Source organism: Capsulimonas sp., assembly GCF_039929585.1.
Lineage (GTDB): Bacteria > Armatimonadota > Armatimonadia > Armatimonadales > Capsulimonadaceae > Capsulimonas.
In genome coordinates this window covers 1-10,978 of the sequence record NZ_JBDSQY010000266.1, presented here as the reverse complement: position 1 = coordinate 10,978, position 10,978 = coordinate 1, and the positions used below count along the sequence as shown (strand labels likewise).

12 protein-coding genes and 1 pseudogene are annotated in these 10,978 nt (G+C 62.1%); 1 reads left to right on the top strand and 12 read right to left on the bottom strand.

Going from position 1 to position 10,978, the window contains the following annotated elements; all coding sequences use genetic code 11:
* Window positions 1-139 precede the first annotated feature (139 nt).
* The 5 genes and pseudogenes from ABIZ35_RS20200 to ABIZ35_RS20180 form a co-directional block, all read right to left on the bottom strand.
* On the bottom strand, window positions 140-760 hold the full coding sequence (locus tag ABIZ35_RS20200; protein WP_348221725.1) for a nucleotidyltransferase family protein: 621 nt from the start codon (window positions 758-760) through the stop codon (window positions 140-142).
* On the bottom strand, window positions 757-2,997 hold the full coding sequence (locus ABIZ35_RS20195; RefSeq protein WP_348221724.1) for a xanthine dehydrogenase family protein molybdopterin-binding subunit: 2,241 nt from the start codon (window positions 2,995-2,997) through the stop codon (window positions 757-759). Before ABIZ35_RS20195 ends, ABIZ35_RS20200 begins: the two co-directional genes overlap by 4 nt.
* A 34-nt stretch (window positions 2,998-3,031) precedes the next feature.
* Window positions 3,032-4,021 carry a xanthine dehydrogenase family protein subunit M gene (locus ABIZ35_RS20190; RefSeq protein WP_348221723.1) on the bottom strand — a complete coding sequence of 330 codons (990 nt, stop codon included), beginning with the start codon at window positions 4,019-4,021 and terminating at the stop codon, window positions 3,032-3,034.
* Window positions 4,008-4,634 (bottom strand): (2Fe-2S)-binding protein, encoded by a 627-nt coding sequence (locus tag ABIZ35_RS20185; protein ID WP_348221726.1) that lies wholly within the window; start codon window positions 4,632-4,634, stop codon window positions 4,008-4,010. Before ABIZ35_RS20185 ends, ABIZ35_RS20190 begins: the two co-directional genes overlap by 14 nt.
* Before the next feature lie 123 nt (window positions 4,635-4,757).
* Window positions 4,758-5,150, bottom strand: a pseudogene (locus ABIZ35_RS20180) (redoxin domain-containing protein); the annotation flags it as partial.
* Window positions 5,151-5,353: 203 nt separating this feature from the next.
* On the opposite strand from ABIZ35_RS20180, the gene ABIZ35_RS20175 reads away from it, so the two are divergent.
* Window positions 5,354-5,545 carry a hypothetical protein gene (locus ABIZ35_RS20175; protein ID WP_348221722.1) on the top strand — a complete coding sequence of 64 codons (192 nt, stop codon included), beginning with the start codon at window positions 5,354-5,356 and terminating at the stop codon, window positions 5,543-5,545.
* An 89-nt stretch (window positions 5,546-5,634) separates the two neighbouring features.
* Here the strand turns inward: ABIZ35_RS20175 and ABIZ35_RS20170 are convergent, their stop codons facing one another.
* From ABIZ35_RS20170 to ABIZ35_RS20140, 7 genes are all read right to left on the bottom strand, one after another.
* Window positions 5,635-6,732 carry a hypothetical protein gene (locus ABIZ35_RS20170; RefSeq protein WP_348221721.1) on the bottom strand — a complete coding sequence of 366 codons (1,098 nt, stop codon included), beginning with the start codon at window positions 6,730-6,732 and terminating at the stop codon, window positions 5,635-5,637.
* A 36-nt stretch (window positions 6,733-6,768) separates the two neighbouring features.
* On the bottom strand, window positions 6,769-7,953 hold the full coding sequence (locus tag ABIZ35_RS20165; RefSeq protein WP_348221720.1) for a DUF429 domain-containing protein: 1,185 nt from the start codon (window positions 7,951-7,953) through the stop codon (window positions 6,769-6,771).
* A 7-nt stretch (window positions 7,954-7,960) separates the two neighbouring features.
* Window positions 7,961-8,716: an alpha/beta hydrolase family protein gene (locus tag ABIZ35_RS20160; RefSeq protein WP_348221719.1), complete on the bottom strand. Its 756-nt coding sequence runs from the start codon at window positions 8,714-8,716 to the stop codon at window positions 7,961-7,963.
* A 92-nt stretch (window positions 8,717-8,808) separates the two neighbouring features.
* The gene (locus ABIZ35_RS20155) at window positions 8,809-9,198 is read right to left on the bottom strand and encodes a hypothetical protein (RefSeq protein ID WP_348221718.1); all 390 of its coding nucleotides are present in this window, start codon (window positions 9,196-9,198) and stop codon (window positions 8,809-8,811) included.
* Window positions 9,199-9,210: 12 nt separating this feature from the next.
* A complete protein-coding gene (rpsD, locus tag ABIZ35_RS20150) occupies window positions 9,211-9,831 on the bottom strand; it encodes a 30S ribosomal protein S4 (RefSeq protein WP_348221717.1) in 621 nt (206 codons plus the stop codon).
* 35 nt (window positions 9,832-9,866) lie between these two features.
* Window positions 9,867-10,037, bottom strand: a complete 171-nt coding sequence (locus tag ABIZ35_RS20145) for a hypothetical protein (RefSeq protein ID WP_348221716.1) — start codon at window positions 10,035-10,037, stop codon at window positions 9,867-9,869.
* 34 nt (window positions 10,038-10,071) lie between these two features.
* Window positions 10,072-10,842, bottom strand: coding sequence for a DUF3386 family protein (locus ABIZ35_RS20140; RefSeq protein ID WP_348221715.1), 771 nt, complete (start codon window positions 10,840-10,842; stop codon window positions 10,072-10,074).
* Between the last annotated feature and the right edge of the window lie 136 nt (window positions 10,843-10,978).

Sequence of the window (10,978 nt, the reverse complement as noted above, 5' to 3'; positions counted from 1 at the left end):
TAGGCGTCCGTCCCGGACGCAAATGCCGGAAATCGCAAACAATATCCTCGTCCGGAACGGACGACTAGTCGCGAAGCGACTCCCCAGGCCCGGGTTTTATACCCGGGTGAATTAAGGGGAATAGGTCTCTCACCGGACGCTATCCCACCGCCATGCGGTACAGCACTTCGGCGTCTTCCGGCGTATCGATATCCATCGCGCCCCCATCGAACACAACGCTCGTCGTTCGATCGTGATACTTCGCAATCACTTGCTTCGCGCCGCCCGCGCCATCAAGCGCCAGCAACTCTGGGAAGAGCGTTTCGGCGAACAGCGCGGGGACGCCCAGTGTCCCCGTGTATTCGGACGCGACGATTGGCGCGAGCGTTTCTTCAAATTTGGCCACGAGATCTCGGAGATACTCGGGCGTGATTAGTGGCTGGTCGGCGACCAGGATAATGGCGCCGTCGAGGTGTTCGAGTTCGGTGAGCGGCTGGACGCCGGCGGCGATGCTGCTTCCCATACCTGACTGCCAGTCTTCGTTTTCCACGGTCCAGAGCGGCAGACCGGTCAGCTCGCCGCGCAGGGATTCGGCGTTCGCGCCGAGCACGGCGATGATCGGGCGGCAGCCGCTGGCGACGGCGGTTTCGGCGGCGTGGCGCAGCAGGGTACGGCCCTGGTAGGGCAGCAATTGCTTGGGCTGTCCAAGGCGCGAAGAAGAGCCGGCGGCGAGGATCACGACGCCGATGGACGCCTCCATGGATTGTGTGATGGTATTCAAATGATTTTGTCCAGTGTGATCGGAAGATCGCGCACGCGGACGCCCGTGGCGTGATAGACGGCGTTGCCGATGGCGGCGACGACGCCCGTGATGCCTATCTCGCCGATGCCCTTTGCGCCGACTGGATTGATGATCGTGTCGACTTCATCGACAAACGTGATGTCGATGTCGGGAATATCGGCGTTGACCGGGACGTGATATTCGCCCAGATCGCGGTTGACGATCCGGCCGGTGCGCGGGTCTGGAATGGTATGCTCCATCATCGCCATGCCGACGCCGTAGACAATGCCGCCGATGAGCTGGCTGCGGCCCGTCTTCGCGTTCAGGATCTTGCCCGCGCCATATGCGCCGACGATCCGATTGAGACGGATTTCTCCCAGATCCGGGTCCACCAGAACCTCCACGAACACGGCGCCGAAAGAGTGCATGGCGTACTGGTTCTTTTCCTCGCCGGGCTTGCTCTGGGTTTTCGCCTCGATCTTGGGCAGCTTTTGCCGGGCGATCAGTTCGGCGTAGGTCTCGCCTTTGTCCGGCTGCGCCTTGACGAAGATCATCCCGTTCTTGACGTCGAGATCAGCGGCGCTCATGCCGTGCAGAGGTGAAGATGGGTCGGCGAGCGCCATCTGGACCGCCTGGTCTCGTGCGGCGAGTCCTGCTTGCTTTACGGCCGAGCCTGTGCTGGCGGCGGTTTGTGAGCCGCCGGACACCGGGGTTTCCGGCATCTCCGTATCGCCCAGTTCGAAGCGCACGCGTTCGACGGGAAGGCCCAGTGCGTCGGCGGCGATTTGGGTCATGATCGTGTAGGTGCCCGTTCCCAGATCCTGGGTGCCGGCCTGCACATACGCCGTTCCATCGGGCAGCAGGCGCGCCAGGGCGGACGCGGCGCTGCGGCGGACCGGGTAGGTCGCGCTCGCCATTCCCATTCCCAGCAATCGTCCATCCGGCGCGGTCATGGAGCGCGGCTCCGGCATGCGCTTGTCCCAGCCGAACTTCTCTGAACCGACTTTGTAGCATTCGCGCAGGGATTTGCTCGACCACGGTTTTTTGCTTTCGGGATCAGCCTCAGCGTAATTTTTGAGACGCAGCTGCACCGGGTCCATCTTGAGGGAGTACGCCAGTTCATCCATCGCCGTTTCGATGGCGAAGGTCCCGGGCGATTCGCCGGGGGCGCGCATGAATGTCGGCGTGCCGTAGTTCAGACGGACCAGGCGATGCGAAGTCTCCTGAGCCGGGCTTTCGTAAAGGATGCGCGTGACGGCGGCGGTCGGCTCGACAAACTCGTCGAACGTGGACGTGTTCGACCAGCTGGCGTGACGGGAGGCGGTGATCGCGCCGTCGCTCTTCGCCGCGACCATCAAGTCCTGCTCGGTCTGCGGACGATAGCCGACCATGCCGAACATCTGCGCCCGTGTCAGGGACAGCTTTACCGGACGGCCCACGGACTTTGCCGCCATCGCCGCGAGCGGAATATGCGACCAGACCGAGCCTTTGCAGCCGAAGCCGCCGCCGACGAAATAAGAGACGCAACGGACATTCGATTTCGGCAGAGCGAAAATCCGCGAAAGGACATTCTGAACGCCGAAGACGCCCTGTGTGGCGTCGTAAACCGTCAACCGGTCATCGCCGTCCCAAACCGCCGTTGTGGCGTGTGGCTCCATGGGATTATGGTTTTCCATCGGCGTGGTGTATGTTTGCTCGACACGGCGGCTGGCGTCGCGCTGTCCTGAGGCAATGTCGCCGCGATGGGTGTCGGTCGGCTCCTGGTTCGCCGCTTTGGGCTTGTACGCGTTCTTTTTCTCACGCCCCATGTTCAGCGCGGGCTTTTCTTCTTTATATTCGACCTGGACCAGCGCCGCCGCATGCATCGCTTGCTCCAATGTCTCGGCGATCACGAGGCCGATCGGTTCGTTGGTGTAGTAGACGGCGCTGTTTTGCAGCACGGACAGCTTGCGGTCCTGTGGACGGCCACTGGCGCCGCCGGGGCTGTAGCTGGGGTCATTCGGGAGCCTCGGCGCGTTCATCGGCGTCAGAACTTTGATGACTCCGGGCGCGGCGTCGGCGGCGCTCGTGTCCATCTTCGCGACACGCCCTTTGGCGATCGTGCTGGTGATCATGACGGCGTGCGCCAGATTTGGGAGCGGGAACTCGGCGGCGTACTTCGCGCCGCCCGTCACTTTGAGGCGCCCATCCACGCGGTCCATCGGCTTACCGACCGCCGCATCCGTGGTTTCATTCATCGATTTCGATCCTTCCAAAAAAACGCGATCGTTCTCACGCCGTTTTTTGTGCGGCCATGGTGAGCGCTCGGATGACGGTGCGCTTCGCCAGCTCCACTTTGAATGCATTGTCTTTGTGCGTTTTCGCGCCGCGCAAGGCCGCTTCAGCCGCAGCCTTGTAGGCGTCCGGGCCGGCCGTCTTGCCGATCAGCGCCTTTTCGGCATCGAGGGCGCGCCACGGCTTGGTCCCGACGCCGCCCATCGCGATGCGCGCGCCCTTAATGACGCCGGCCTGGATGTCCAGAGCCACGGCGGCGGACGAAAGCGCGAAGGCGTAGGAGGCGCGGTCACGCACCTTGCGATAGTGTGAGCGCGCGGCGAAGGGCATCGCGGGCAGCTCCACGGCGGTGATCAGTTCGCCCGGCTCCAGCACATTCTCACGCTCCGGGTGGTCGCCGGGCGTGAAGTAGAACTCGTTGATGGGGATACGCCGCTCGCCCTTCGCCCCGCGAGTCACAATCGTGGCGTCCAGCGCCGTGAGCGCGACGCACATATCCGAGGGGTGGGTGGCGATACAGTGTTTGCTCGTTCCGAGGATCGCATGGATACGATTATAGCCATCCATCGCCGAACACCCCGACCCGGGTTCGCGCTTGTTACACGGCGTCGTGATGTCCCGGAAATAATAACAGCGGGTGCGCTGGAGCAAGTTGCCGCCGGTGGTCGCCATATTACGCAATTGCGGCGAAGCGCCCGAGAGCAGCGCTTCGCTGAGTACAGGGTAGCGCGTCATGATGATCTCACTGTGCGCCAGATCGCTGTTGCGGACCATCGCGCCGATGCTCACGCCGCCGCCGGGCAGTTCGGTGATCTTTGTCCATGGGAGCGGCGTGATATCAATGAGCTGGGACGGTTTCTGCACATCCAGCTTCATCAGGTCGATCAGCGTGGTTCCGCCGGCGAGATAAGCGGCGCCGGGCTGTCCGGAGACGCCGCTGAGGGCCGATTGCTCGTCGCTTGCCTGGCGATAACTAAACGGGTGCATTCGTGTTCGCCTTTCGTACGTCCTGAATGGCGGCGACGATGTTGGGATACGCGCCGCAGCGGCAGAGGTTGCCGCTCATATTTTCGCGCACATCGGCGTCTTCCGGCCCGACCGGCTCCGTAAGAAGTCCGACCGCGCTCATGATCTGTCCCGGCGTGCAGTAGCCGCATTGGAAGCCGTCGTGTGTCAGGAACGCCTGCTGCATCGGGTGCAGCGTCTCTCCCTGAGCGAGTCCTTCAATGGTTGTAATTTGCTTGCCCTGCTGCGCTACGGCGAGCGACAGGCACGAGAGCACGCGCCGCCCGTCCACCAGCACCGTACAGGCGCCGCACTGTCCGTGATCGCAGCCCTTTTTCGATCCCGTCATGCCGATGCGTTCGCGCAGCGCGTCCAGCACTGTGGCGCGCGGGTCAATCTGAAGATCGTGCGCCGCGCCGTTGACCGTCAGGGTGATGGGCATGGTGTCGCCGCCGCTGACGCCGATGGCGGGCGCCATGGGCGTTGCGCCCAACTTCGTGGCCTCGGGCTCAGCCTGGACGGCGTGCGCGCCGAGCGTCAGGGCAAAGGCCGTGGCGAGAGTGGCCGCAATAAAGTCGCGGCGCGTCAGCGCCATGCGAGAAGCCTTGGGAGCAGCCGTTTCTTCTTTGGGCTGCGGGGCGATTGACCGCAGCGCCTCCAGCAGATCCTCAGCCTTGGGCGGCATGCCGACCGGCGCGCAGCAGCTCCACTGGATGACGCCCTCGGAATCAATGACGAACAGCGCCTCGCGCCCTTCGGCGCCGTAAAGTCGGGCGATCTCGGGCTGGGGCGACGGGTTCGCGAGAAACGGCAGACGCATCTGCTCGCGGGCGAAGCGCAGGTCGTACCAGTCGCCGTCCACGGAGAAGTCCATCAGCTCCGCATGCAAATTGGGCAGCTGCGTGAGAATTTTGTTGTACTGCGCGATCTGTTCACCCCGGCTGGGGTCCCAGCCCGGCGGATAAAACGCCAGGACGACCGGCTGGCCGCGCAGATCGGAGAGCGAGAGAGAAGCGTTTCGCGGGTGCGAGAGACGAAAGTCGGGAGCGAGTGATCCTGGGGCAAGCGCGGGATCAGATGGGCAGGCTGTTGCAGCAGCGCCATGTTCCATGCGGCGTTCCTTTCCGGGAAACGAAGACGGCGGGCTCCGTCGCCGTAATACGGCGTGGAGATTCGACGGTATTTACCCGGAGCCATGGGACACTGAAACGTGGCGAAAATTATTTTGCTTTCATCCCATTTTCATATCCTGCGTGTAGCATATCGGTACAAACACGCAACTGATGAACAATGAATATCTAGGGAGATCGGAAAATGATGAACACGTCTAAACTGGAGCTGCTGCATCACGCCTTCTCGCCGCCGACCGTTGTGTGCCGCCGTATGGGCGGAGGAATTGCGATCTGGAACCGGGCGCAGATGCTCAGCTATTCGTTCTCGCCAAAGCCCGAGACGCCAGTGAACGCCTGGCCGGCGGAGCGGCAGGTTGTGGGAGTTTATGCGTGAGGTCCCAAGTGACCTACCCCCGGCCTTCGGCCGGGGTTGGGTCATGCCGAGAGGGGGCACTCAGGAGCTGTGGAAGGCCGGGGCCAATCCTATTTCCCGCTCCGTAGCCACGCCGCGTAGTACGGACGCTCTTCCGGCCCGGCCTTGCGCTGGGCGAGGGCGGCCAACTGGCGGCGGTCGGCGGGAGACAGGGCGGAGGCGGTGACGCCGCGTGGGCGGTCGTTCATCAGGAAGAGTTCGCAGTAGGCGCGCAGCATGTCGCCGATCTGGTCCTTGGCGTCCTTGTCGGCGCTGCGGCTGACGCTGAGGATCGCGGCTGCGCCGGCGACTGCGACCGCCCGGTTTGTGGCGGGGTTCGCCGCCTTGGTGACGTTGATCGGGGTGCTGAGGTAGTTGGCGACGATCTCGGCCTTGGCCGACGCCGGGACTTTGGCGCTTTGCAGCCAACGAGTGAAGGCGCTCGTGAAGACGCGCACGCCGTAGACTTTGCTGCTGTAGCCGTCGATCAGCTGGAAGTACAGATGACCGGCCGCGCCCGTGAGGACCGGGTGCGCCAGCGCTGCGGGGATCGGCGCCGTGGTCTGCGAAATCGCTTGATTGAAGAGGGTCATATCACGCCAGTTCGGCTTGACCGTCCGGTCGAAGGCGAGTGGGGTGAGCTGCTTGGATTCGGAGGAGGCGTCCTGATTGAAGGCGTCCTGCAACTGCTCGTTGTCGAAGGCGGCCACGAACTGCGCGCCGGCGGTCACCGGGAGCCACTGGCTGAGAAACGAGTGCGCGTTGGAGGGTTTGACGATATCGACCTCAACGGAAGTTTCCGGCTGTGCGAGCGGACGCAGGGTTTCCACAACTTTGAGGGTGAGATGGTAGGCGACGCTTGTGCGCCCATTCTGCTCGGTCTTCGGCGCGTCGGTTTTGACGTCCGCTACTTCACAGAGCGCCGCGTTGCGATGGCCGAAGAAGGGGAATTTCTTGGTGTCGATCGGTGGCGCGGTGACGACAACCATGCCTTCCGGAACGTCGTGCTGTTGTCCGTCCATGGGCGCCACGTAAACGCGCTTCCCGTCGCCGTCCGACGGCTCGATAAAGATTCCTTGCGGCTGATCGGCGGCGCGGACGGCGGAGTGCGGGAAGGACGCAAGCGCCAGGGCGGCGCAGGCGGCAATCTTCCACGAAAATCTGGTCATTCTTCACGATCCTATTGTCAATGCGTTAGTCTGATATTATTGTATCACGTTTTTCGCCGTCTCGCCCAAATACGGTACGATCAAGCAGCCTTCCTGTTCGTCACCCAGCGCTTCATAGCGTCCTGCGAGATAGAACAGTCCTGTGATCGCGACGGTGATGGCGTCGAGTTCGTCGTGGCTGACGCGCCCTTCCTGAAACTCTCCCAAAATCCCAAACCGCGCGAGGCCGTCCCGCAGATATGTCACGCTCGCCTTCTTGCGCGGGATGCCCAGAATATCCTGCGCCACGCCGGGGAAACCTTCGATGACTGGGACGCCAAGATCGCGAATGCGCTGAGCGAGCGCGATCCCGCGCGCCGTGAGCGCCTGCATGCTGGGGAGCAGCGGCGGATAAACGCCGACGCCCCGCTTTCTCAGTACGCGCTCGCACTCCCGGTTGATCCCGAATTCGGCGCGCGTGGGGTCTTCGTCATCCACACGCAGCCGTCCCGCCGGCAGCGACAGCGGCGAGTCAATGGACACCAGCGCCGGAGCGGCATCGGCAATCCGTCGCAGCATTTCTTCGTCCGTTTTGATGCGTCGTGTCTCGGCGTGCGCGCCTTCCATCAAACACCATCCCGAGGGGCGTGATTCACTCCCCGTCAGGTCGATGCCGACGACACGGAGGTTGGGGGCGAGACCGAGACGATCGTATGTAAATGCCGGCTCAGGATCGCCGGCCAGCGCGACCCATGCGTGGGCATCCACGGAATTGAGTATCGAGACTGGTTCCTGAGACGGGCTTCCAAGGCAATCTGCCCACATCAATTTTAGCTGCTGAACCGCGTCGTGGTTGTTCTCGATCAGTCTGCGCAATGCTTCAGGATCGCCGGCCCGGTGCGCGTACCAGAGGTTAGCGCCTCGCTCCCCGCGATGCTCACGCATGGCGAGGACTTTGTCGGCTCCGTACTTTCGTCGCAGCAGCGTGCGCAGATTGATTCGCTTTGCCGGCAGGGGGAGATTAGGGTATTGCTTCGTCAGAAACGGGAAATCGAGGCGAAAACCGTCAAAGGTGATGAGTGTCTCCGCCTCAGTCATCACGGCAGCCAATCGCGCGTCATTGGAACCGGGGAAGGCGATTTCGTACTGCCCTCCCAAGTCCCAGCCGATCATCGTGACGCGGTCGTACCAAAGACTCGTTCCCGTCGTCTCCACCTGGAGAAAGAGCGGCTGGTCTGTCACGACGGATTTATCCAATGCCAAGATGCTTCGCAATCCAAGGCAGCGAGACGCGGACTTGCTGATCCCAGAACTCCCAGTTGTGGTCGCCGGGCATGGTGAAGTATTCGTGTGGGACGCCGAGCTGGGTGAAGTACGCGTGCATCTCCTCGTTCTGATCGAAGAGGAAATCTTCCGTGCCGCAGTCGATCCAGAGCGGCGGGCGAGTGGCGGGATCGGACTTCTCGGCGAGTGTGCGCACGTCGTTCGAGCTTCCGGCGGCGTCCGCGCCGAAAAGATCGGAGAACTCCTTGGTCCAGGCGGGATCGCCGTTTAGGCTTCGCGTCATCATTCCCAGCACGCCCGAGTGGCTTACCGCGGCGCTGTAGAGGTCCGGGTGCTTAAGCGCGAGCTTCACGGCGCCATAGCCGCCCATGGAGAGGCCGCCGATCGCACGCCCTTCGCGAGTGGGAATCGTTCGAAAGAGGGTGTCAACACGTTTGATTAAATCATGCGTGATGAACGTTTCATACTTGTCTTTGGGTTTCAGCGCCGAGTCGGTATAGAAGCTACGGTCTCCATCTGGCATCACGATGATTATGGGCAAGCTGGCCGCATAGCGCTCCACACTTGTGTAACGCTGCCACGCCGTGTGGTTGTCGGAAAGCCCATGCAGAAGATAGTACACCGGGAACGGGCCGTCGCCTGTCTCCGGGAGAATGACGTTGACGCTGACCATGCGCTCCAGCGCGTTGTCGGCATTGAATTGGATCTCGCAAACCGCCATTAAGAAAGCCCCTTAAACTCTGAGAACGATACAGGGGTATTCGTGGCGGAGAGGCGGCATTCCTGCCCCTCGGCGAGGGGCAGGGATTGGATTCAGTTGATGTAATGGACCTGTGGCCGCTCGGGGGCGTCCATCAGCATCAGCGCGCCGCCTTCGGGCAGTTTTTCCTGGGCGACGAGCCGCGCCTCATCGAAGGTCATCGCGATCGGTTCGAAGCCGGGCGATCCCTGGCGTCCCAGGTAAGCGGCGGCGTCCTCGGCCGCTCGGAACTCCATAAAGCACGCCATCCCTTGAAAGCCGTCTTCGTACGATTCCGGGGTATGGCGCTGGATCGGGATCGCATCGACCACGATGTGCCGGTGGAACATCGAATCGTAAAGCACATAGATCGTGTCGGGGAATTCCTGGCTCAGGCCGCGCAGGCGCGGCTGTGGGCTCGTTCCGATTCCTTCGGGCGAGGTCCAGTTTTGCTGTGGCGTCATTATTGCTTCTTCCTATCGACTGTAGAACTCGACGATGCTCTGTGGATCGATCTCCGGTTCGGCGTGTTCACGGGTTGGGATGCTCAGGACTGTCGCCTCAATCTGGACGGCGTTAAATCCAAGCCAGTCGGGCGCGCGGTGGCGGATCAGATCTCCCGAGCCCTTGAGCGTCTTGAAGAATGCGCTGGGGTGGCTGCTCGCATGCACGGCGACATTGTCGCCGACCTTGACGCGCGCCGACGGAATATCGAGACGGCGTCCATTGACGGTGATATGCCCGTGGTTCACGATCTGCCGCGCCTGCGCGCGGCTTTTGGCGACGCCCATCCGGTAGACCACATTGTCCAAACGGCGCTCCAGCAGCGAAAGTAAATTGTCGCCGGTCACTCCCATGCGGCGTTCGGCTTCCTGGAAGAGAATCCGAAACTGGCGCTCCATCAGACCGTACAAAAAGCGCGCCTTCTGCTTCTCCATCAACTGCTGCCCATACTCCGAGGGCTGCTTGCGCTTCTCATTGCGGCCGTGCTGGCCGGGCGGGTAGGGCCGCCGCGCCAGAATTCGTTCGCCCTTCGGCGAAATTCCAATGCCGAGGCGCCGGCTGACTTTGCCGACCGGCCCAAGATATCTTCCCATAAACTGATTGCCTTCCTAAGGACTATCCGCGACTTCTATCGGCCGAGCATCTTTTGTGTGAGGGTCAAATAGTCCGTGACTGTGGCGAAACACAGGCGCATGGCGCCGCAGGTGACGGTGATCTGACCCAGAACGCAGATATGAACGTGGCCCCAGCGGAGCACGGCGCGCAGCGCGTCCTGTGTCGAATTGGATGCTCGGCTCATGAATGTCTCTCCCTCGTGTCGAAACGCCGGATGGTTACGGCTTTTGAATGTGAACATTGCGGAATGTGAGGATGCGTGTGTGGAACCCGCCGCTCACGGTGGTGACGACCCGGCGCGTCGCCGGCAGCCAGTAACCATCCACGTTCGCAAACGAGTCCGTGTAGGCGTCCACATGATCCACGCCGCCGTTTTTATCGAAATATGTGACGATAAATTGTTCCGGCAGGTACTTGCCCGAATCCGTCGTGGTGGTCCCCAGCATGGTGATGCTGAACTTCTGTCCGCCCATCGTCCGCGTGACTTCCGTCACCTGGTTGTCCCGGACACGATAGTTCGACTGCATGCGATCGTTGAGCTGTACGGTGCGCCCCAGCGGGCTGTGATCGTCCGCGCCGAAGGTGATCGGGTTCTTGCCCTCACCCTTGGCGAAGTCGCCGCCCATGCGATGACCGATCAAACTGCTCGCCTGATCCTCCGACCACTCCTTGGCGTCGGCGCTCAGCCCGGCGACATTGGATTTCACTTCGCCATCCTTGCCGTAAGAGATCGTTCCCGACTTGACGTCGCCATTGTCGTTGACCGTGATATCGGCGGTAAGGCCGGGAAAATCGCTCGTGAAGGTCTGCCGGGAATCGTGCGCCGCCTTGAGCAGATCCCATGCCGCCGGGTCGTTCTTGGCGGTCGTGGCCGGAATATTTCCGATCGTGATCTTGGGAGCGTCCGTGGTTTTGGGCTCGGCATGGATGGCCGGGGCGGTAAGGCAGAGCGCGAGTCCCGCGAGAATAAAGAGTGATTTTGTGTTCATGTGTTGGTTTCCGTTATGTTATGTCTAAGGTTTAACTGCGTTCGTAGTGGCGGCCCGGATGCCCCCCGGCCCTTTATGACCCACCCCGGCGCTTCGGCCGACCCTGAGTGACCCACCCCGGCGCTTCGCGCCACCC

What these genes read in the sequence shown, in the direction of transcription:
- ABIZ35_RS20195 (WP_348221724.1), bottom strand. Translation starts at nt 2,997, where the DNA reads ATGAATGAAACCACGGATGCGGCGGTCGGTAAGCCGATGGACCGCGTG.
- ABIZ35_RS20190 (WP_348221723.1), bottom strand. Translation starts at nt 4,021, where the DNA reads ATGCACCCGTTTAGTTATCGCCAGGCAAGCGACGAGCAATCGGCCCTC.
- ABIZ35_RS20185 (WP_348221726.1), bottom strand. Translation starts at nt 4,634, where the DNA reads ATGGCGCTGACGCGCCGCGACTTTATTGCGGCCACTCTCGCCACGGCC.
- ABIZ35_RS20175 (WP_348221722.1), top strand. Translation starts at nt 5,354, where the DNA reads ATGATGAACACGTCTAAACTGGAGCTGCTGCATCACGCCTTCTCGCCG.
- ABIZ35_RS20170 (WP_348221721.1), bottom strand. Translation starts at nt 6,732, where the DNA reads ATGACCAGATTTTCGTGGAAGATTGCCGCCTGCGCCGCCCTGGCGCTT.
- ABIZ35_RS20160 (WP_348221719.1), bottom strand. Translation starts at nt 8,716, where the DNA reads ATGGCGGTTTGCGAGATCCAATTCAATGCCGACAACGCGCTGGAGCGC.
- ABIZ35_RS20155 (WP_348221718.1), bottom strand. Translation starts at nt 9,198, where the DNA reads ATGACGCCACAGCAAAACTGGACCTCGCCCGAAGGAATCGGAACGAGC.
- rpsD (WP_348221717.1), bottom strand. Translation starts at nt 9,831, where the DNA reads ATGGGAAGATATCTTGGGCCGGTCGGCAAAGTCAGCCGGCGCCTCGGC.
- ABIZ35_RS20145 (WP_348221716.1), bottom strand. Translation starts at nt 10,037, where the DNA reads ATGAGCCGAGCATCCAATTCGACACAGGACGCGCTGCGCGCCGTGCTC.
- ABIZ35_RS20140 (WP_348221715.1), bottom strand. Translation starts at nt 10,842, where the DNA reads ATGAACACAAAATCACTCTTTATTCTCGCGGGACTCGCGCTCTGCCTT.